This window comes from Cecembia calidifontis (assembly GCF_004216715.1).
GTDB classification, from domain to species: Bacteria; Bacteroidota; Bacteroidia; order Cytophagales; family Cyclobacteriaceae; genus Cecembia_A; species Cecembia_A calidifontis.
Window position 1 is genome coordinate 2,237,768 of sequence record NZ_SGXG01000001.1, and the last position, 22,118, is coordinate 2,259,885.

Below are 22,118 nucleotides of genomic sequence, written 5' to 3' on the forward strand. Positions count from 1 at the left end.
AATCATATGATTTCTGCGATTAAGTATTATAGTAGCAATTGGCCATTGGATTAAAGCTTGCCCAAAGATGTTATTACTACTTATGATGCCCAAGCCTAAAATAACTATTCGTTCCTTTCAGGCCTGATATCCAACCTCGTTTCATCCATGAAATGAGCTACACCCATTTCTAGGGTATAACGGCTTTTCAGACCGAGGGAGCGCTCCTCGAAATTTGAAATTTCGAGTACAGACACATGAATTGTAATTCATTCTTTTGCCGTAGAATATTAGGACTGAAAATCCTATTCATCTAAATCCGGTAACGAACAGCAAGAAAAGCAAGCTTTATTTTCTATCCAGTTAAAATTTCAATTCAATTTTTTTCAAAAACTATAAAAAAAGTTTTTAACTCCGGAAAATCAACTAATACTTATCAATTAGTTTGTTTTTAGGGGGGGTAACCTAAGGATTTAGAATATTATTTTGTTTTTTGGTATTGATAAAGGTAAAAAATCAGATAAAACCCTTTGATTAATTAAATAAAATATTGCAATTATTAATAAAAATATTATTTTTAATATTCCTGAAGGCTTTTGATTAGGATAGCATCAGGAAAAATTTTAAAAACTAAACGATCATGAAAAATAAGTTCATCATTGCAGGAATATGCCTTATGTTCATTCTGCTAGCTGTTCAGTCAAAGGCCCAGGAAAAAGACACAATTCAGGTACCTCGTTGGGAAGTGGGGGCAGATTTGCTTTCACTGATCGATAAGAATTCCCTGACTCCCTATTCCCTTTTTGGGCGGTATTTACTCAATCCTACAGGAGACAAGAAATCCCACCTGAGGGCCAGGATTGGTTTCAACGGATTCAATTATCTGGATACTGCCAATTTTGGCACAGCTATCGAACATGACAGCCGTGCTTTTGCTTTCTCAGTCATAGTAGGCTATCAGAAGGAAATCACTTCAAATGACCGTTCTAGTCTTTATTTTGGATCTGATTTATCCTTTTCAAGGGAATCCAGCAACAAAAAGTGGGACATACCCGGTCCTTTGGGTGTCCAAGGCTTCGAGGATTACAGTCACAATAAGATCGGACTACATGCCTTGGCAGGATATTCCTACAGCTTAGGTAGTCGAATAAGGATTTCATTGGAGTCTTCCCTTTCGGTTTTCTTTAGAAGGGAAATTTTTGATCAGGATGTCACCTATTTCGCTTTTGATAACCGGCTTTATGAAGACAGTTCAGCTAGCAGAATCGATTCCCGTATCAATCCTTTCCACCAACTTTTGTTCACCTATAAGTTTTGAACCTTGTACGAAACAAGACTCACCACTTATTTCTTAAAGAATCATTTATAAACTACAGCTATGGTTTTTAACAAATTTCTTCTCATAGTATTTATGGCTGTTTTAGGAGCCTTATTTAGTGCGTCATCTTTTGGACAGCAAACCAAATCGCCCAATCTCTGGGAAGTTGGTGTCGATGCTTCGTCCCTTGTTGACAAGAATACCTTTGCGGCTTACTCGCTATTTGGAAGGTACCTGCTCAATCCTGACAGTGACAATAAATCCCATCTAAGGGTTAGGATTGGTTACGATTTTTACACTTATCTCGACACAACAGTCCGGGGAAATACATTTGACCATGACAGTCACCGATTTGCTTTTATGGCATTGTTGGGATACCAAAGGGAATTTTCCACTTGGGAGAGGTCCAGTCTTTATTGGGGTGCAGACCTTTCATTTTTCAGGGATTTTAGGAAGGTTAATTGGGATTTGCCCAATATCCAAGGTTTTGAATCACTGACTTGGCGCTTTATCGGTCTTCATGGATTGGTCGGTTATACCTACCATTTGACCGAAAAAATTAGCTTTTCCTTAGAGTCTTCTGTTTCCATCATCCATAGGCATTATCATTTCCTCGAGGATGTATTCTTTTTCCGTGATGATGGAAGTGAAATTAGTGGTCGGATCAGAGACCATTCTAGTAATCGAATTGATGCCACCATAAATCCATTCCATCAGATATTGTTCACTTATAAATTTTAATCTTATGAAAAAATGTGTTCTGCTTTTGTTTCTGTTTGCTTTTGGTATTATTCCAACGGCCTTCACTCAGTCAACATCTTCCCTTACGGTTGATTTTGTCCCATTTGGTACAGGACCATTTTGGTATGGAGAAACCATATCCTTTAATTATGAATGGAAGCTAAATGGTACTATTGCAGCATTGCCTCAAGGCTGTGTGCAAACATCATTCACCGTCTTAAATAACGGTAACGCTACTGTGGTCAAAAGACCGGGAAACAACCTGGATGTTACCTGGGGTGGCCAAAAATCCACCACAGCTAGGGTAAACATCTTATTACAGCAATGTTCGAATAATTCTTTCAATGGTAATTATCCGTCTAATAATTACAGCGTTATGTCTATATTGGGAGAGACCCCAGCCGAAATCACAGGAATGAGCAATGTTCCGGTCTGCCAAAATACCCCAATCACCTATAGTACTGCTGCCATGAGCATCCCAAACGGAATAAACAGGGCTGCAGATGGTTATGAATGGACTATCCCTGTGGGTTGGAAATTCTCGGATGGAAGCGTATCCAACGGAACCCCTAGACTTTATCTTGGAACCAATGGAAGAACTCAGCAATTCACTCCAAACTGCGAAGGTTCCGGTGCCATAGTTGTCCGGGCCTATACCAATGCAGAAGGAAGAGGCACTCCTCATTACAGCCTGCCAATGCCTTTACCAATTACCAGAAGCCCTACCATTTCTATAAGCACACCACCACCAAGTGGAATAAGGTGTGGGGTTCCATTTACCGCATCAGTACCTGAACTTCTCTGTGCTGATTCCTACGATTGGACAGTTCCACCAGGATGGACAATATCAGGAACAGGTAGGACAAGAACTATCACTCCCCTAGGAACTTCTGGAACTATATCCGTGAACATCCCTGTGACAGGCGGGTGTACTATTACCACATCCCAAAATATAACAGCTCCCTTTAATTATGTCATTAACGGCCCTTCGTTGATTTGCTCAACAGGTGTGTTTTCTGTGGGGACTTTGCCTGCCGGTTCTTCCATTTCCTGGTCCTCCTCGAATCCATCAGGACTGAGCATTAACAGTTCCACCGGTTCGGCCACACGTGTAAACGGTTATAATGGACCGATCACGGTTACAGTAAATATCAGCAACCAATGTGGAACAGGATCATTCACCCGTAATGTTTGGGTCGGCACTCCTCATATTACCAATATGAGGGTCAATAACCAGCCTGTCTTTCCTGGCCAATCAGTTTCTTTGTGTCCGGGCAACCATTTTCTAAACGTGACCCCAACGGGAGGCAATGCAGGAACAGCCACATGGACCGTACCATCGGGTGTCCCCCATTTTATAGGGAACAATACCATGGATTTTACCTTTCCCTCGAATATGTCATCCATTGCAATTTCTGCAAGTTCATCCAATTCCTGTGGGCAAGGTGCCAATTACAATTTCTTCCTGACCCGACAGACATGGGGATGCCCAAGTTCTTTTGCTGTGGTCGCTTACCCTAATCCTACCAGTGATCTCCTAAACATAGAAATGATGCCTGTCACAGCAGATGTTTCTAAGGAGGATGCACCGGCTATTGAGTCAGCCACCCTGCTAAATTCTGAAGGTAGGGAAATGGCCAAAGGTTACAGGGAAGGATCAAAAATTGTTTTCGATGTCAGAAGTCTGAAAAAGGGTATTTACTTTATCCATGTAACAGTGGACGGGGAAATCATAAGAGAACAGATTCTGATTGAGTAATGAACCTTTATGAAAAGAATAGGGGAGAGCTTCTCAAGCTTCCCCCTTTTTATTTTCACTAAAATATTGTGTTTTAATCTACCTTTATCCATAAAAATACAATTCTGAACCGTTTCACTCCCGGTGTCCTCGTTTCTATTTCTATTTTTTTCAACCCTATAACGAATCACATTCCGCTCTCGGGATATTCGCTTTGATTTCAATTATATTTCCATCAATATCCCCTAATCCTACTTTGTCAAATTATTCATTGATGTAAGAAAACCTTACAGACACAGTATTAATTACCCTGAAATTTAAAAATACTATTTTTAAATTTCAGGGTAAAGAATTAACCCAGATTGCAGCTTTTAGGGGTTAAAAAAGAAAATTTCGGGAAATTTTCTTTTTTTTAGCTCCGATTACCCGTACCCCCCTACGTGATTTTTTTTTCTACGGGCTGTATAATGCCATTTTTTGGTTTGTAGTACACAAGGGGTATTGCATCTTGGGGTTCAATACCAGTACTTTACACCATGTATTTCAAGTTCTCTTTACGTAAACATCCCGATTCGGGAAGACTCAGCGGATACTACCGGCTGGTGGAAAGTTACCGTAATGCTGACAACAGGGTGTGTCATCGCACTATCCTGAATATAGGTTTCATGGAGGATGCTGCGCCCGAGCAGCTCAACAAAATACAGAAACACCTTACTGAGAAGTATGAGCACAAGGCTTCTTTTTTTGACCTGGAGGAAGATCCAATCGTCAGACGCTATGTTGAAGACTTCTGGAGTCGGATCGTATCTTCCAAGAAGCTGGATATCAAGTCGGAACAGCAGCTGTCACGGATGGTGGATATGGATACCATCCAGCACAGTAATGCCAGAGAAATAGGAGCAGAGAATATTGCTTTCCAGACATGGGAGAAGCTGCAGCTTACACCTTTATTACTTTCGGCGGGATTCAGCGCCGAAGATGCAAGTCTTGCAGCCACACAGGTTGTATCCCGTGCGGTATACCCCGCTTCCGAACTCAAAACTGTCCGTTGGATAAAGGAAAACTCGGCAGTCTGTGAGCTTACGGGCTATGATATGGATAAAATAACCAAGGACAAGCTGTACAAAAGTGCGCTTGAGCTATACAAAGTCAAAGATTCACTCGAAAAGCACCTTTCCAAACGTACCAATGAACTCTTTGATCTACAGGATAAGATCATCCTTTATGATCTGACCAACACCTACTTTGAGGGAGAAAAACCGAACAGTAAGCTGGCACAATACGGGAGGAGCAAGGAAAAAAGAAAAGACGCAAAACTTGTTGTGCTGGCACTGGTAGTGAATGTGGAAGGGTTTATCAAGTACTCCTCTATCCTGGAAGGAAACATAGCAGACTGCAACACACTTGCTGCAATGATTGAAAAGCTTTCCGTCCACACCTGTACAGGACCTGCGGTAGTGGTACTCGATGCAGGCATAGCCACCGAAGAAAACCTGCATCTTATCCAGAGCAAAGGATACAGCTACCTCTGTGTAAGCAGGACAAAACTCAAGGATTATAGCTATGTGCCCGACAGGCTTACAACTCTGCTGGAAACAAAATCAAAGCAGAACATCAGACTCAGAGCCGTGTCCACAGAAAAAAACACAGACTATTATTTGGAAGTCAAAAGCCCTTCCAAAGAGAAGAAAGAGGAAGGCATGAAGCTACAGTTCGAACAAAGGTTTGAACAGGAACTGCAAAAAATACAGCATGCCCTCAACAGCAAGGGAGGAGTGAAAAAAACCGATAAAGTCCACCAGCGCATCGGGAGGGCCAAAGAAAAGTATCCATCAGTCCAGTATTATTATGAGATCACTGTTGAAAGTGACCCTAAAACAGAACAGGCGACAGCAATGTCATGGAAGAAAAACCCGGAACGGGAGCAGGCAAAAGCTGATAATCTGGGCATCTATTTTTTACGGACAAACCTGAACGTGCAGGAGGAGTACATCATCTGGAATATCTATAACACTATCAGGGAAATAGAGAATGCCTTCCGTACACTAAAAACCGATCTGGATCTTAGACCGATTTACCATAAAAACGATGATGCCACCATGGCACATCTACATCTGGGAATCCTTGCATATTGGATAGTCAATACAGTGAGGTACCAGCTCAAGCAGAAGGGAATAAAAAGCTGCTGGGGTGAAATAGTGAGAATAGGAAACACACAAAAGGCCATCACTACTTCAGGGAAAAACACCTATGATAAAGTCATTACCACACGCAAGTGTACAGTTCCAAACAAAAACCTAAAAGAAATCTACGACATCCTTCAGACCAAATACCAACCGTTTACAAAAAGAAAATCCGTAGTACACAAACTTGAACTCAAAAAAACAGAAATACCCAGATTACAGCTACTTACAGGCGGATAGCTGCAATCTGGGTTAAATTTACTTTATGATTAAACGAATGATAACCGAGGAGTTGCTCGGACTTATTTCATTTTTCCCGGCAGTAGGACTCCTTGGTCCCCGACAAGTAGGCAAAACCACTTTGTCAAAATTGCTGGCAGATAAAATCAAGAAAGAAATACTGTATCTGGATTTAGAGCTTCCGTCTGATTTAGCAAAGCTGGAAGAACCGGAGTTATTTCTTCAACAATTCAAAGATCATTGTATAGTTATTGATGAGGTGCAGCGCAAACCCGATTTGTTTCCGGTCCTAAGGGCATTGATAGACCAGCATCGCGTGCCGGGAAGGTTTATGTTACTCGGGTCGGCTTCGCCTGAACTTATCCGTGACAGTTCTGAATCTTTAGCCGGTAGAATTTCTTATAAGGAGTTAAGTCCTTTCAATCTTACTGAGGTTTTGGACTTGTTCCAAATGGACCAACACTGGTTCAGAGGTGGTTTTCCAGATGCTTTGCTTGCACCTACTGATACTTTAAGTAAAAACTGGGTCAGGAGTTTTATACAAAGTTATGTGGAACGGGAACTACCCATGCTTGGCCTACAAGTATCACCTGTACAGATCCGGCGGTTTTGGTCTATGCTGGCACATCTTCAAGGCGCATTGTGGAATGCCAGTACCCTCGCAAACTCCTTGGGCGTAACCGCTCCTACCGTAAAACGATACCTTGATTTTATGGAGCAGGCATACCTTGTGAGAAAGTTGCCTGCCTTTCACAATAATGCCAAAAAGCGACTGGTCAAAGCCCCTAAAGTATATATTCGCGACAGTGGGATTTTGCATCACCTTGCCGGTATTTTGGATATGGAACAACTGCTGGGACACCCACTGCTGGGGGCATCTTGGGAAGGTTATGTCATAGAACAGGTCAGTCAGGTAATCAGTCCGGACATTGAAATGCTTTTTTACAGGACTCATGAAGGAACTGAGTGTAATCTGGTGCTTAGAAGGGGAGCGAGAACTTTGGCTTGTATTGAAATAAAATTTACTTCTGCCCCCAAAGTAAGTAAAGGCTACCGCATCGCAGTAGAAGATTTAGGTTCTTTGAAAAACTTCATCATTACCCCTGCATCTTCCGATTACCTTGCTGATGGCCAAATTCGTGTTTGCAACCTCAAGACTTTTTTAACCAATTACTTACCGATTATTGAAACTTGATAGGGCCTTTAGATTTTAGTCCGACTCTCGAAATTTAACATACCGAGTACAGATAAAAAGAATTTGTAATTCTTTTTCCTTCAAGATAGGCAGGATTGAAAATCCTATATATCTAAGTCCGGTAACGAACCGCAGGAAAAGCAAGCTTTATTTTCTATCCAGTTAAAATTGCACCAAAAATTTTTTTTAAAAACTATGAAAAAAGTTTTTAATTCAGGAAAATCAACTAATGCTTATCAATTAGTTTGTTTTTAGGGGGGGGTAACCTAAGGTTTTAGAATATTGTTTGGTTTTTGGGTCCTTGAAAGGCAGAGCTAAGTGCAAAAAACTGATTAAGAGTGGTTTGTGTTTTTGCAATATTCAAAAATTAGTTTTAATATTATTGAAGGATCATGTATGTTTTATTCAATAATTTATGAGAAATATAATTTTATTCGCAATTAAAATTTCACGGAATGTCTTGAAATATTTCTTCCTAGCTTTGATATTGATAGGTAAGGCTGGATGTTTGGAAAAGGAAGAATTTGAAACTTTTGAACTTGAAGGTTCTATTGTAGGGTTTAACTATTGTTCTTTTCATCAAAACGGAAGAGTTGGATACGTTATTATTTCAAATGATCTGGCAGATACCATAGCCACTTATAGCTTGTCTCCCTCACGGCTTCGTCTGCCTGCCCCTGTGGGTACAAATTCCAATAGACCGATTTTCACAATTCCGGAGGAAGCTTTCTACCATGAAGGTGTAGTTCGCTCAGCTGAAATGTTGTCCCAGACATTTCCTATAAAAGTGAAGTACCGGAGAGCTACCCAAAAGGAAAAGGATGGGAGTATTAGGGGTTGTCTTACAGCAGATACAACCGCAAGTTTTGCACCGGGCATTTGGTTGGATAAATTGGTAGTTGTACAAAGTGCTTCAATAAATTAGTTCAATCTTAAATAAATTTTATGAAACAAGTTTTAACTGGATTTCTAATCATAGCTTTAATCGGACTATTAGCTTTGAGCTTTCAGCAAAAGTCAGTTCAGTCATTTTATTATGCCTTTGATGAAAAAATTGAACTTATACATTCAAAGGATAAATTGATAGTTTTATTCATGAAAGATTCTATTTTGAATAAAGAGAGATTGATGACTGAGTATCCTATTCTGAATAGTTATGCTTTCGTGATAAGGGATAACAATACTGTTATTGTTCACAATCTTAAAGCTGAAACAAAAAAAAATTTGATAGAATCTATAAAAACCAATCAAGATATAATAGTCAATCCAGTATATGAAACAGCAGAAGGAGCGGAATTAGGATTTACAGATAAGTTTATAGTTGAATTAAAGCCAGGATTTTCTAAAAGAGAATTAGAAAAATTGAATATAAAAAATAATGTCAAGGTATTTAAGGAAACCGAAGATTTTTTTGTTTTAAGAGTCTCCAAAGATGTGGATGTATTAGAAATTGCAAACTCTTATTTTGAAACTGGGAAGTTTATTTTTAGTCACCCGGACTTTTATATGAATATTGAATTAAATCAAGTTTCTAATGACCCCTATTTTACGAACCAATTTTATCTACACAATACCGGGCAAGTAATTGCTGACGGTCGCTTTGGTACACCGGATGCAGATATAGATGCTCCAGAGGCTTGGACCGTTACCACCGGCAGTTCAAATATAACAGTTGCCGTTATTGATACTGGAGTTTCTCCCAACCATGTTGATTTACCAAATTCCAGGCAGGTCCGTTTGAATGGTAGTAATTTTACAAATCATGGCACAAAAAATAACCCTTCGCCAGGTGGAACCTATAGAGGTGCGGCACATGGTGATGCTGTCTCTGGAATTATTGCTGCAACGCGGAATAATGGTATTGGAATTACAGGAGTTGCACCTGGAGTAAAAATAATGCCAATCCGGATTATTAATGGTGATGGTTTTATTACTTCAAATGCAAATTTGGCTGATGCAATAGATTTTGCCCGGATAAATAATGCAGATGTAATTAATTGTAGCTGGACTTTTCCAGGATTTACTAATCCTAATCATGTCCCAGCAATTGTTCGTGCAATAGAAAGGGCAACTATTTCTGGTAGAAATGGACTTGGAAGTGTCGTGGTCTTTGGTGCAGGTAATAATGCAAATCATGTAAATAATTTACCAGGTACAATTACATTTCCTGCAAATGTGACCGTGCCAGGTGTATTTGCTGTAGGTGCTTCTGACAGGTACGACATGCAGGCGAACTACAGTCCATCATCTAATTTTACTACCTCTGAGAATCAGTTTATAGATATTGTTGCACCTTCAAGTAGGGCCATACATACACAAATCCCAGGTGAGACAAATGAAGTTTTTACTATTGACATGCCTGGTAATCCAGGCTATAATCCTGTAAAATCTAATCAAAGCTTAGGTCCTCTTGCACCTACCGGTTCCTTATTACCTTCTACAGGTCCAAATCATCTTGATTTCACGGGTAGGTTTGGTGGTACTTCGGCTGCAGCACCACAAGTAGCAGGTGCTGCGGCCCTTGTTTTGTCTGTAAACCCTGGATTGACCCAAATGGACGTCTTTAACATTCTTACCCAGACCGCTGATAAAGTAGGTGGATATACCTATAACCACAATGGGCGAAGCACCCAATTGGGATTTGGAAGGTTGAATGTCTGTAGGGCTGTAACAGCTGCAGCGGTAATCAACGGACCATCACTGATTTGTTCAACTGGACAATTTTTTATGGGTAGTTCCTTGCCTACTGGTTCTATATTAAATGCATGGCAATCTTCCAATCCATCTGGTCTTTCCATCAATAGTTCTACCGGATCAGCCACACGTCTCAACAATTATAATGGACCAATAACAATCACTGCCAATATCACCAATGGTTGTGGTACAGCCTCTGCTTCAAGAACTATCTGGGTCGGTACCCCCCATATTACCAATATGAGGGTCAACAACCAGCCTGTTTGGCCAAGCCAAAATGTACCATTATGTCCGGGAAACCACTTTCTTAATGTCACTCCTGTCGGTGGAAATGTAGGAACTGCCACCTGGACAGTTCCTTCGGGTGTTACTCATTGGATCGGAAACAATACGATGGACTTTACTTTTCCGTCTCATATGTCATCCATTACAATCTCCGCAAGGGCTTCCAATTTTTGTGGACAAGGTGCCAACTACAATTTCTTCCTAACGAGACAGACATGGGGGTGCCCAAGCTCTTTTGCTATGGTAGCTTACCCTAATCCTACCAGTGATATCTTAAATATAGAAATGATGCCTGTCACAGCAGATGTTTCTAAGGAAGATGCACCAGCTATTGAGTCCGCCCTCCTACTGAATTCAGAAGGTAGGGAAATGGCCAAAGGTTACAGGGAAGGTTCAAAAATTGTTTTCGATGTCAGAAGCCTGAAAAAGGGTATTTACTTTATCCATGTAACAGTGGACGGGGAAATCATAAGAGAACAGATTCTGATTGAGTAATGAACCTTTATGAAACGAATAGGGGAGAGCTTCTCAAGCTTCCCCCTTTTTATTTTCACTAAAATATTGTGTTTTAATCTACCTTTATCCATAAAAATACAATTCTGAACCGTTTCACTCCCGGTGTCCTCGTTTCTATTTCTATTTTTTTCAACCCTATAACGAATCACATTCCGCTCTCGGGATATTCGCTTTGATTTCAATTATATTTCCATCAATATCCCCTAATCCTACTTTCTCAAATTATTCATTGAAGGAAGAAACCTGCCAGGTTTATGGGCTTTAATCGCAAAGGGTAACAATTTAAAGGTTAAAAAACCTGGCAGGTTTGACTCCTTCCACAACATGACAAAGTAGGACTAATATCTATTCAAATAAATTTAAAGATTAACCATTCACCAACATCCCCGCCCCCAGCGCCGTCCCCAATGCAAATTCCGTGGTCTCGATCGTTACTCTCTGCAATTTTTCCCTTAGCATCCCTACAAAAATGGGATTGGCGTTGAAGCCCTCGTCGAAATAGAGTTTTTTCACTTGGGGGCTTACTTTTTTAGAAGGAAGATAGAGATCTCCGAAGTTTAGGTGTCTGATCCATCAGGATACTTGCTAAATTGAAAATATGGAAGAAAACCTTACAGGTACAGTATCAATTACCCTGAAATTTAAAAATATTATTTTTAAATTTCAGGGTAAAGAATTAAATTTACTTCATGATTAAACGAATGATAACCGAGGAGTTGCTCGGACTTATTTCATTTTTCCCGGCAGTAGGACTCCTTGGTCCCCGACAAGTAGGCAAAACCACTTTGTCAAAACTGTTGGCAGATAAAATCAATAAAGAAATACTGTATCTGGATTTAGAGCTTCCGTCTGATTTAGCAAAGCTAGAGGAACCGGAGTTATTTCTTCAACAATTCAAGAATCATTGTATTGTTATTGATGAGGTGCAGCGCAAACCCGATTTGTTTCCGGTCCTAAGGGCATTGATAGACCAGCATCGCGTGCCGGGAAGGTTTATGTTACTCGGGTCCGCTTCGCCGGAACTTATCCGAGACAGTTCTGAATCTTTAGCCGGTAGAATTTCTTATAGGGAGTTAAGTCCTTTCAACCTTAGTGAGATTTTAGACTTGCCTCAAATGGATCAACACTGGTTCCGAGGTGGTTTTCCCGATGCTTTTCTTGCGCCAACTGATACTTTAAGTAAAAACTGGATCAGGAGTTTTATACAAAGTTATGTGGAACGGGAACTACCCATGCTTGGCCTACAAGTATCACCTGTACAGATCCGGCGGTTTTGGTCTATGCTGGCACATCTTCAAGGCGCATTGTGGAATGCAAGTACCCTCGCAAACTCCTTGGGCGTAACCGCTCCTACCGTAAAACGATACCTTGATTTTATGGAGCAGGCATACCTTGTCAGAAAGTTGCCTGCCTATCACAATAATGCCAAAAAGCGACTGGTCAAAGCCCCTAAAGTATATATTCGCGACAGTGGGATTTTGCATCACCTTGCCGGTATTTTTGATATGGAACAACTGCTGGGACACCCACTGCTGGGAGCATCTTGGGAAGGTTATGTCATAGAACAGATCAGTCAGGTAATCAGTCCGGACATTGAAATGCTTTTTTACAGGACTCATGAAGGAACGGAGTGTGATCTGGTGCTTAGAAGGGGAGCGAGAACTTTGGCTTGTATTGAAATAAAATTTACTTCTGCCCCCAAAGTAAGTAAAGGCTACCGCATCGCAGTAGAAGATTTAGGTTCTTTGAAAAACTTCATCATTACCCCTGCATCTTCCGATTACCTTGCTGATGGCCAAATTCGTGTTTGCAACCTCAAGATTTTTTTAGCAAAGTACTTGCCGATTATAGAAACTTGAAAGGGCCTTTTATATTTTAGTCTGCCTCTCAAAATTTAACATACCGAGTACAGACACATGAATTGTAATTCATTCTTTTGCCGTAGAATATTAGGACTGAAAATCCTATTCATCTAAATCCGGTAACGAACAGCAAGAAAAGCAAGCTTTATTTTCTATCCGGTTAAAAATGCACTCCAAATTTTTTTCAAAAACTATGAAAAAAGTTTTTAATTCCAGAAAATCAACTAATGCTTATCAATTAGTTTGTTTTCGGGGGGGGGGTAACCTAAGGTTTTAGAATAATGTTTTGTTTTTGGGGATCTTAAATATGTAAATCTCTATAATTCAGGTGGTTGGATTGGAACAACTGGTTTGAAATTTATTTTTTATCGTTTAATTTTAAAATTCTTCTGTCAAATTATTCTTTCTGTCAAATTAATGGAAACTAAAAATAAGTTGAAAGATCTAATTTATTTACCAGACAAAAATCTATTTGGATTGATTGGGATTTCTTATTTAAACAAGAAAAATCAAATGAGTTGGGAAATTTTAATAGAAAAGAACAATTGATAAAACTTACCTTTTCTATTTCTTTTATTATGATAAGTTTTAATAATGGAATAAAGTTTTTAATCAAAATGAACACAAAAATAATAAAACATGCGTCTTTCATATCAGTACAATTTATTTGCCTATTTCTCCCTTCATATATATTTGGGCAAAAAATAATTAAAGGTCAAGTCCTGGAAGAAACTGATACACCTCTACCTTACGCATTGATTTTTTTTAAGTCCGGAAATAAAATTTTATCATCAACTTCAGCTGATTCCCTTGGTTTAATTGAAATGCCAATTAAATTTGTCAATAACTCCTATTTGCAGGCTTCATACGCAGGAGATACCTCGGCAAAAGTCAATATTGATTCCGCTACATATTTTTATAGATTAATTATTAATCATAAACAACTTGAAGAAGTAACTGTAAATACTTCTAGTCCCTTTATCGAAAAGAAAGTAGATAGAACAGTTTTTCACATAGGGAATAGACCTTCTTTTCAATTTAAATCAATAATTGAAATATTAAATAATATTCCTCGCGTTACAGTCATTCAGAATGAAATTATTATCAGGGGAAAGGGCAGTGCTCAAATATTAATAAATGATCGACCGGTGAATCTTCGCGGAAGGGATTTGATTGATTACCTAAGAATATTTCAAAGTGATATTTCAAGTATAGAGATTATCCCAAACCCTCCTGCCAAATATGACGCAGAAGGAGGGGGAGGATTGATTAATATTGTGCTAAAGAAAAGTAATGCTAGAGGATATTCTGGTCATATTCAATCAGCAATTCTTAAAAACACTTATTCGCAAACTCAAAATAATGGTGTCATTCGAATTAGAAATAAGAATTGGGGTGTGACAATAGGGGTGAACTTTTCAACCGGAGCCTATTTAGCAACTGAGAGAGAAGAAATTTTTTTTCTTGACCGACCTATCTCTTGGTTGGATGATGCTAATAATACTATTAGGTTGAGGAATTGGTTACCTAATATTGGATGGGAGTATAATATTAGTTCAAATAGCAAAATAGTTGGTAATTATTCCTTTCAGAGAAGTAATTTTAAAACAGATATAAACCAAATTTTGAATTATTCCCAACTTAGCTTAATTGACTCTATTGGAATTACTACAGGAAGTGAAAGAAATATTAGTCAAACCCATCTAGTGGGTCTTTCTTATGAAAAAAACCTAAAATCAGCCAATTCTAAATTCATTTATTCTATTGATTTTGTCAGAAGAAATAATGATCAGGCTGCAATGGCAACTACAATTTCTTATTTTTCCGATAAGAAAACTCCCACTGGGAACTGGCAAGGATTTTCAACTAGTGGAATATCAGCAAGACAAATTTTTAGTAATTCAGCGGATTGGTATTTATCCAAGCCAAATTTAAACCTGGATTTGGAATTAGGTATGAAGTTTTCTTCTATTACCAATACAAGCAAAATAGGTTATGACCAGACAGAAAATGGAAAATCTATATTCGGTAATGAAATTATAACCCGAAATATTTTTAATTATGATGAGTTAATACCTGCTGCTTACTTTTCAATCAATCACTCGAAAGGAAAATTAGCGTCCAAAATAGGTCTTCGATATGAAGGTACTATTATGATTAGTGAGTCTGAGGATACAGGTGAATTCTCTCAAAATCGTTTTAACAATATTTTTCCAAGTGTTTTTTTTAAATACAACCTAGGTTCCGAATCAAGTATTGATTTTTCTTATGCAAGACGAGTTAATCGTCCTAGAATTTGGGATATAAATCCATATAGGTGGTATCAAAATATATTAATGTATTCCGTTGGAAATCCATTTTTAATTCCAAGTATTCAAGATAATATAGAATTTAATACTACTGTAAAAAATACTGTATTTATCAACCTTTTTTACAACAATGAGAAAAATCCAATAATCACACTTCCATTTCAAATGGACAATCAGGTTATAGAGAACAGAAAAGTTAATAATGGTCTTAACAAAAATTATGGCGTCAACCTCGACTGGGATTGGAGCTTTGTAGATTGGCTCGAAAGTAATTTTAGTATTGGCTTAAGTGGATATACTTTTCAAACCAATAACTTTAATTTCCTGACCAAAAGAAGACCATTGGTTTTTGATTTTTCAACCATTCATGATTTCGAGTTTTCCAACAGCTTCTTTGGAAGCCTTAATTTTATGGGGACTTTACCAGGTGGTGCATTTGAAGTTCTTACCCAAAATGGGAGCTTTAAGCTGGATATTTCACTTAAAAAATTATTTTACAATAACAGAATAGAGTTAAACCTTAATATTGAGGATATTTTCAGGAGCAGTCAGCCTATATACAATCTTATAACAGATACTTTTATCAGTAATTCTTTTTCATACTATGATTTTCAATCAATATTAATTGGGGTCAGGTATAGGTTTGGAAATGAATTTCGAATAGCAGGGAAGAAAAACACAATAAGTAATGAACAAATGAGAATAAGATGATTAAAAGATAACGCATTTCAGACTAAAAAACTTGGTTCGTTAAGTAGCAAATAACCTAAAACTATGCTACAATATCGTTTAACTTAAATAATTTATCAATGTTCAATGCTGTCCTAAATAATTTTTTCTTCTCTAAGAATATTAGCTTAGAGGTAATTGTGAAGTGATTTATTTATAATCTGGAAAAAGAACCCCCTGTGGGTTATATTTTGGGGGTTTGTCATGATCTTCAAAAGGTCTGTCCAGCCAATTTTGCAATTCAATTTTGACGAAAATATTCAATCTGATAAATGCTACTAGATTTGACAGATGCCATCCGTATTTTGCGGATGCTTTCATTGCTTTTAACAGTAAAATTGTAATCAAGGCAGTCCATATCTGTATCATTACTGCGTTTTTTGAAGTTCCAATGAATGTCTTAATGTGGAGTAGCTGCTTAATATCCCTGAAAAAAACTTCAATTTCCCACCTTGATTTATAAAGGTCTCCGATTGTCTGTGCTGCCCAGGTGAAGTTGTTGGTGATGATTTCTATGGTCTGTTGGTTTTTCTCGTCCCAGACTGCCACTCTTCTGAGTTTTTTAGGATACTTAGTCTTAGACTGTGGGTTGGTCAGTTCTATTTCTTGGTCAATTAGAACATGCTATAATACTCCCCAAAATTGAGACCAGAGGTTAAGTTAAAAAAAACTGTTTAAATTTAACCTTATGAACAAGCAAACAAGACGAAAGTTTTCTCCTGAGTTCAAGGCAAAAGTAGCCCTTGAAGCAATCAAGAATCAGTTTACATTGGCTGAATTGTCCAAGAAGTTCGATGTTAGCCCTGTGATTATATCCAAGTGGAAGGGTGAGTTTTTGGATAATATGTCAGCTGTATTTGAAAAGGAGCATTCAAAGAAAAAGGAAGAAGGCCCTGCCCTTGAGCAGCTCTATGCCCAGATCGGAGAGCTAAAAGTAGAGAATGACTTTTTAAAAAAAAGCTGCAAGAAACTGGGGATATGAAAGATCGGGCGACATTGATTTGTTCTGATTATAAGGGGCTGTCTATAAGGAGACAGTGTGAAGTATTGGAGGTTCCCCGAAGCAGTCTATATTACAAACCAAAAGGGGAAAACGAGGTCAATCTGAAACTTATGGGAATCATGGACAGGCATCTTACCGATCACCCTACTGAAGGCGTTGTGTCGATGGTCTATCTGTTGACAGGACTGGGCTTCGTTGTCGGCCCAAAGCGCATCAGGAGGCTTTTCAGGCTGATGGGCAGGGAAACCCTTTACAGGAGGAAGAACCTTACCAAATCCGGTTTGCGTGAATATATCAGGCCTTATCTTCTCAGGAACTTAAAGATTGAAAGACCCAACCAAGTGTGGGTAACCGATATCACCTACATTCCGATGCAGAAGGGGTTTATGTTCCTGACCGCAGTCATGGATGTTTACAGCAGAAGGATACTGTCATGGGGTATATCCAACAGTCAGGACGCCAAATGGTGTAAGCAGGTAATCGAAGAGGCCATCAGAGAATATGGTAAGCCAGAGATAGTCAATTCCGATCAGGGAAGCCAGTACACATCAGCCTTATGGATCAATTACCTTGAAGGGCTGGATATCAAAGTATCAATGGACGGAAAGGGAAGGGCTTTGGACAATGTATATATTGAAAGGTTCTGGAAGTCGATCAAGTATGATTACATCTATCTGAACCCAAGCGAGGACGGTTATGACCTGCTCAAAGGTGTCAAAAAGTATATTGAATATTACAACCAAAAGGTCCATCATACCACCAGGGAGAAGCCCGGGGAAAGGTATTTTGGGGCAACCCAAAAAGCAGCATAAAGCAAAAGTTAGTTGTCTTATTTCCCAAGGGTCCCCTTGGGAAATAGGACAACTAAGGATATATTAACAAATAAATAAATTAACTTAGCAACTGATACTTTTGGTCCAACAAATGGGGAGTATTATATGCTGTGCCATTTTTTCTGGCAGTTCCCGTTCGCTGATCACGGTGTAAGCCAGGTTGTCCTTATGCCTTATGACAAAGAATACCCCTTTGCTGTCCCAAATATTTAGCATCGGAAAGTCATTGTAGTACCTGTCTGCGACGATAACAGAACCTTTTTCCAAAGGTATATTGTAAGCACCTTTATTATCCGCTACGCTTCCTTCTGTAATGTTCACATAAGCAGGAAGTTTACCATCATAATCTAACAGGGTATGCATCTTAACAGCGCCCTTTTTAGTGCGGAATGTGGCCCAGTCGAAGACAGAAAGGCAAAGGCTTATGACTGTTGCATCTAAAAGATATACTGGCACCTTGATTTTAAGTTTGACACGCCTGAGTGATGCCTGCTGTCCTAAACTTCCCAAAAGAGAATAATAAAGGTCTTTAAAAAGATCAGCATCTCTCCGCTTGTTCTGATAGCTGATACTTGACTTGGAAGGAGCCTTTGAAATCCCAAGATGGTTTAGGTTCCCCGTAGCTGAACGAAGACCATTGGATATATCTCTTACCGATGTGCTTTTTGCAAAATGACAGAAAAGCATTGATACTAGATGTGTCCAGCTATCAAAACCTTTACAACCTTTATCTGTCTGCTTATCTTGAACCAGTTTTTTGAAAGTTGAACGGTCAATCTTTTTAATAATCTGTGAAAACAATGTAATATTACACATGAGAGGTCTTTGTTTTTGGTGCAAACCCAAAATACACATTTTGGGCAAAAATTCAGACCTCTCATTTTTTATTTAGGACGCTATTGATTTCAGGATATTTAGTGTTGAAGGCTACTTTACCATCATCCAAGTTTAAAGATTGGCTTACATAACCTTTCCAGAATTCTGAAGGATTAAGGTTTGGCGAAGCTGGCAAGTAAACTCTATTGCCATCAATAAGCACTTCTTCTCCATATGGATTCAGAAGAATCCCATCAATATTATTATCAAAAGCCCACTGATATTTTTTCAGTATTTCACCTTTGAAATTTAGGTGCCACATAGTATATGTGTATCCATAATAGACGTAAATGGAATCCAAGTTTTTAATAAAAAATCCATTGAAACTGGTTATTCCATTTGGGCCATCTCTTTCCAATGGAATTTCAAAATCCAGTTTTTCTTGCTCAAGGTCAAAAAACAAAAGTGTAAATCTGGATTTATCTCCATGTACATAATATTCTGTCTCTTTGTTAAGAAAAACCTGTTGCATACCCCTGCTTGACCTTGAAGTTGAGGAGTATATTTCAATTCTTACTTTTTCGAGTTCATAGGTTATAGATAAATCCTCGTCTTTTTTAACATTACAGCCCCAAAAAAGTAAGATGCAACAGAATGTCCCAAAAATATTGTTGAAGTTGATCATTTCTTATTTGTTTAAAAGGCCGGGTTACCGGCCTTTATTCAGTCACTGTTGCGGCGTAACCACAACTGTTGGCAAACAATCTCCATAAGTACCCATACAATAAGGATCACCACCATTCCAGTGAAAAACTCTTAGGAGCGGGCTACCGATTTGTGCCTCTAACATTTTTTCTTTTCCGCCGAAAATTATTCCGGCAAAAAACAATGAGAAAATGAAAGCCATGTTCAAGTCATAAATGCAACGCCTAATTTTTTCATTAGACATTCGATAGGACTAAGATAATTAAACTTTCTTATTGGCCTGTTATTGATTTTGGTTTCTATATTTTGGATCTGTTCCCGAGAGATTTGATTGAGGTCAGTACCCTTTGGCAGGAAAGCCCTGATAAGTCCGATTCTGTTTTCCACTGTTCCTTTATCCTGTGAAGTGTATGGTCTTGTAAAGAATGTTGGGATATTGAATTTATCTCTGATTTTATAATGGTTTGCGAATGCCATATCATTATCGAAAGTGATTGATTTGAAGAACGAAGCACCAATTCTCTGTATTCTCTTTGCTATTTTCTGTTCAATGATATCTGCATTTTTACCATCAAGTTTCTCTATGGTAGTAACCAAGGTTGCCCTGTCCACCAGTACCAAAAGAGCTGATTTGTGGTTTTTCCCCATCATAAGGTCTACTTCAATATCTCCTATCCTTTGTCTTTTTTCAACTACAGGAGGCCTTTGGTCAATTGGAACTCTCTCCCTGATAATTCCTCTGGTATGCCTGTAATTACCTCTCTTACGCTTTCTTTTACCATGCCGGAGATTCTTGTAAAGCTCCCTGTCCCTTCGGTATCTCCAATGGCTACTTTTTTTGGCAGTAAATATCCAGTTGTAGAGTGTCTCATGACAAACCCCTTCTTTACCTTGTTTCTTCCAGGTGACCGATATTAGCTCTGGGCTCAATTTGTCAACAACAAGGAATTTGCGGGCCTCTTCTTTAAGGGACTCGGTAAATTTGATTCGCTTTCTCTTGAGTCTATGTCTTTCGTCTGTACGGTTCTGGGCAACTGCAGCCTTATATTCACCGCTATAACGGCCCCTCTTGCCGGTATTTCTTTGAAGTTCTCTGGATACAGTACTTTTGTTGACACCGATAATCGCAGCGATTTTGGTCTGGGAAGTTCCGTTTCTAAATAAAGCCTCTATTTGGTACCTTTGTTCCTGGCTGAGATGTTTAAATTTATTCATGACAACACTAAATTAATATTTTCAGCCTAAGGGAAGGAACCTAGGTTCCTTCCCTTAAACCCTTAGTGTTGCATTTATGACTTGAATATAGGAAAATCAATCTTTTTTTCATAATTTTTGAATTTATAACCTCATGGCAATATGCGGGCTGAGGACAATCCCATTAAACCTTTTTGAAATTAAAAACTAATATATATATATATATCTAATTGTCAAATATTTCCATAAAAAAAATTCCAAAAAAAAACTGTAAATTAAACATATGCGAAACCATAAAAGTCGGAATGCATCAATTCACCAACATCCCTGCCCCCAATGCCGTCCCCAAGGCAAATTCCGTGGTCTCGATCGTTACTCTATGCAATTTTTCCCTTAGCATCTCCACAAAAATGGGATTGGCGTTGAAGCCACCGTCGATATAGAGTTTTTTGACTGAAGTGCTGCCATTCAGGACCAGAGAGAGGGAAGAGAAATGTAGGTAAGTGAGTTCGTGGGAGATGTTGTCCTAATGTCCTAATGTCTTAAACTATATCTCGCTCCAATTTCAGCGGAGAATTGGCCAATCGCTTCAATTCTATTATCAATATGAGTGGCACTTCAATGCAATTAAGATCCATCGATTTTCGGAACGAGGGACAGGGTGTGTTGATTCAGAAGATTAGGGTTGCAAAACCTGCCTAGTTTCCAACTACCTGATAAGGAAATGAGTTATGTTTCAGGTAAATCGAAAACATAAATATACCGAGTTACAAGTCCCTGAACATATAGTTTTTTGTCTATTGCATCAACATGAAAATATTTTGGATTGAAATGGTCATCCTCAGTTCCCGTTTGAAATTTATAGATGGCCTCCAACTCACAATCCCTTTCACTTAACCGGATTACAAGAAGATTTCTTGCCTTCCCCCTGTCTAGTCCAATCCGGTCAGTAAAGGAAACATAAAGTTTCCCTTCTTTATATTGGGCATCGGTAATGATCGTTGGGATTGTATTTCTTGAGGCTTCTCCTACATTTACTTCCAAAGAATCTAATGCCCTTTTGATGGGTTCATATTTACTGAGATCAAATCGGTTGATACTTTCTCCTTTATGATCCAATAATTCTACATATGGTAAACTTGCACCAATTAATATCAGGTTTCCATTTTCGTCCAGTTGTAAATACTTCATTTGCCTGTTTGGCCCTTGCCTTTCTGGGAAAGTTGTCCCAAACCTTTTAATTACTTCTCCAATGCGGTTAACTTTTATCACATTTTCATTATTGCCAGCATTGAAAACTGTAAAAAGTGCATGTTCCTCTTGGGTCACATCAAATCTGAATCTTTGAACAGGTTCAGGAATTTTTAAGGAAGAAATAAAATCTCCGGAAGTTTTCTCGAATTGTTTGAGGCTTTGGTTACCATGATCCAGAACAAATAGTTTTTCCTTAAAGGCTTTAACCTGTTCTGGGAAATAAAGGTCGCTAGGTCCGTTCCCTTCTTCATTCCTTATCCACAGGAGATTGAAGTTTTTGTCAGTAGCTGCAATAAAAGCTGGATTTTGGTTGAGTATGTAAATTCTATCTTCATCAGTAAAAAGCGAAACATTGGTAAAAAAGATGCTATCAAGCTTGGTAATGGTCTTGGTTGGTTTCAGTAGAATCGGGCTAGAGTGAGTAACTTCTTTGCTCGAGCAACCTATGAAAAGGACAGCGATAAGTAAAGCTAAATATTTCATATTGACTTCGGCATGAAATAGGTTTAAAATCAAAATAGCTT

19 protein-coding genes are annotated in these 22,118 nt (G+C 38.6%); 11 read left to right on the forward strand and 8 right to left on the reverse strand.

Annotation, left to right across the window (positions count from 1 at the left end; translation table 11 throughout):
- Positions 1-104: 104 nt before the first annotated feature.
- Entirely contained in the window at positions 105-236 is a 132-nt protein-coding gene (locus BC751_RS22575; protein WP_278043584.1) for a hypothetical protein, read from the reverse strand.
- 383 nt (positions 237-619) lie between these two features.
- Here BC751_RS22575 and BC751_RS09850 point away from each other — a divergent pair, with 383 nt between their 5' ends.
- The 7 genes from BC751_RS09850 to BC751_RS09880 all read left to right on the forward strand — a co-directional run bounded on the left by BC751_RS09850 (position 620) and on the right by BC751_RS09880 (position 10,868).
- Positions 620-1,297, forward strand: a complete 678-nt coding sequence (locus BC751_RS09850; RefSeq protein WP_130275392.1) for a hypothetical protein — start codon at positions 620-622, stop codon at positions 1,295-1,297.
- A gap of 60 nt (positions 1,298-1,357) precedes the next feature.
- Positions 1,358-2,038, forward strand: coding sequence for an outer membrane beta-barrel protein (locus BC751_RS09855; RefSeq protein ID WP_130275393.1), 681 nt, complete (start codon positions 1,358-1,360; stop codon positions 2,036-2,038).
- Positions 2,039-2,042: 4 nt separating this feature from the next.
- Positions 2,043-3,797: a T9SS type A sorting domain-containing protein gene (locus BC751_RS09860; protein WP_130275394.1), complete on the forward strand. Its 1,755-nt coding sequence runs from the start codon at positions 2,043-2,045 to the stop codon at positions 3,795-3,797.
- A gap of 515 nt (positions 3,798-4,312) precedes the next feature.
- Positions 4,313-6,199: an IS1634 family transposase gene (locus BC751_RS09865; protein WP_242617395.1), complete on the forward strand. Its 1,887-nt coding sequence runs from the start codon at positions 4,313-4,315 to the stop codon at positions 6,197-6,199.
- Positions 6,200-6,224: 25 nt separating this feature from the next.
- On the forward strand, positions 6,225-7,394 hold the full coding sequence (locus BC751_RS09870) for an ATP-binding protein (RefSeq protein ID WP_130275395.1): 1,170 nt from the start codon (positions 6,225-6,227) through the stop codon (positions 7,392-7,394).
- Positions 7,395-7,854: 460 nt separating this feature from the next.
- Positions 7,855-8,319 carry a hypothetical protein gene (locus tag BC751_RS09875; protein WP_165389822.1) on the forward strand — a complete coding sequence of 155 codons (465 nt, stop codon included), beginning with the start codon at positions 7,855-7,857 and terminating at the stop codon, positions 8,317-8,319.
- Between the two features lie 20 nt (positions 8,320-8,339).
- Entirely contained in the window at positions 8,340-10,868 is a 2,529-nt protein-coding gene (locus BC751_RS09880; RefSeq protein ID WP_106566898.1) for a S8 family serine peptidase, read from the forward strand.
- Between the two features lie 387 nt (positions 10,869-11,255).
- Here BC751_RS09880 and BC751_RS09885 read toward each other — a convergent pair whose 3' ends face one another.
- Complete coding sequence (locus BC751_RS09885) at positions 11,256-11,402, reverse strand: hypothetical protein (protein WP_242617422.1); 147 nt, start codon at positions 11,400-11,402, stop codon at positions 11,256-11,258.
- Between the two features lie 176 nt (positions 11,403-11,578).
- Here BC751_RS09885 and BC751_RS09890 point away from each other — a divergent pair, with 176 nt between their 5' ends.
- Together BC751_RS09890 and BC751_RS09895 are read left to right on the forward strand one after the other, a co-directional pair.
- On the forward strand, positions 11,579-12,748 hold the full coding sequence (locus BC751_RS09890; protein WP_130275397.1) for an ATP-binding protein: 1,170 nt from the start codon (positions 11,579-11,581) through the stop codon (positions 12,746-12,748).
- Between the two features lie 521 nt (positions 12,749-13,269).
- Positions 13,270-15,771: an outer membrane beta-barrel family protein gene (locus BC751_RS09895; protein ID WP_130275398.1), complete on the forward strand. Its 2,502-nt coding sequence runs from the start codon at positions 13,270-13,272 to the stop codon at positions 15,769-15,771.
- A 168-nt stretch (positions 15,772-15,939) separates the two neighbouring features.
- On the opposite strand, the gene BC751_RS09900 is transcribed toward BC751_RS09895, so the two are convergent.
- A complete protein-coding gene (locus BC751_RS09900) occupies positions 15,940-16,338 on the reverse strand; it encodes a transposase (RefSeq protein WP_242617423.1) in 399 nt (132 codons plus the stop codon).
- Between the two features lie 139 nt (positions 16,339-16,477).
- Between BC751_RS09900 and BC751_RS09905 the strand changes: the two genes are divergently transcribed.
- Together BC751_RS09905 and BC751_RS09910 are read left to right on the forward strand one after the other, a co-directional pair.
- Positions 16,478-16,771, forward strand: a complete 294-nt coding sequence (locus BC751_RS09905) for a transposase (RefSeq protein ID WP_130273826.1) — start codon at positions 16,478-16,480, stop codon at positions 16,769-16,771.
- Entirely contained in the window at positions 16,768-17,604 is an 837-nt protein-coding gene (locus BC751_RS09910) for an IS3 family transposase (protein ID WP_130273825.1), read from the forward strand. The genes BC751_RS09905 and BC751_RS09910 overlap by 4 nt, the downstream gene beginning before the upstream one ends.
- A gap of 84 nt (positions 17,605-17,688) precedes the next feature.
- Here BC751_RS09910 and BC751_RS09915 read toward each other — a convergent pair whose 3' ends face one another.
- From BC751_RS09915 to BC751_RS09940, 5 genes are all read right to left on the reverse strand, one after another.
- On the reverse strand, positions 17,689-18,441 hold the full coding sequence (locus tag BC751_RS09915) for an IS4 family transposase (RefSeq protein WP_242617424.1): 753 nt from the start codon (positions 18,439-18,441) through the stop codon (positions 17,689-17,691).
- Positions 18,442-18,502: 61 nt separating this feature from the next.
- Positions 18,503-19,126, reverse strand: a complete 624-nt coding sequence (locus BC751_RS09920; RefSeq protein WP_130275399.1) for a DUF4221 family protein — start codon at positions 19,124-19,126, stop codon at positions 18,503-18,505.
- A gap of 42 nt (positions 19,127-19,168) precedes the next feature.
- Positions 19,169-19,348, reverse strand: coding sequence for a hypothetical protein (locus BC751_RS09925; RefSeq protein ID WP_130275400.1), 180 nt, complete (start codon positions 19,346-19,348; stop codon positions 19,169-19,171).
- 2 nt (positions 19,349-19,350) lie between these two features.
- Positions 19,351-20,361: an IS30 family transposase gene (locus BC751_RS09930; protein WP_130273814.1), complete on the reverse strand. Its 1,011-nt coding sequence runs from the start codon at positions 20,359-20,361 to the stop codon at positions 19,351-19,353.
- Between the two features lie 708 nt (positions 20,362-21,069).
- Complete coding sequence (locus tag BC751_RS09940) at positions 21,070-22,077, reverse strand: NHL repeat-containing protein (RefSeq protein WP_010609919.1); 1,008 nt, start codon at positions 22,075-22,077, stop codon at positions 21,070-21,072.
- Positions 22,078-22,118: the final 41 nt, after the last annotated feature.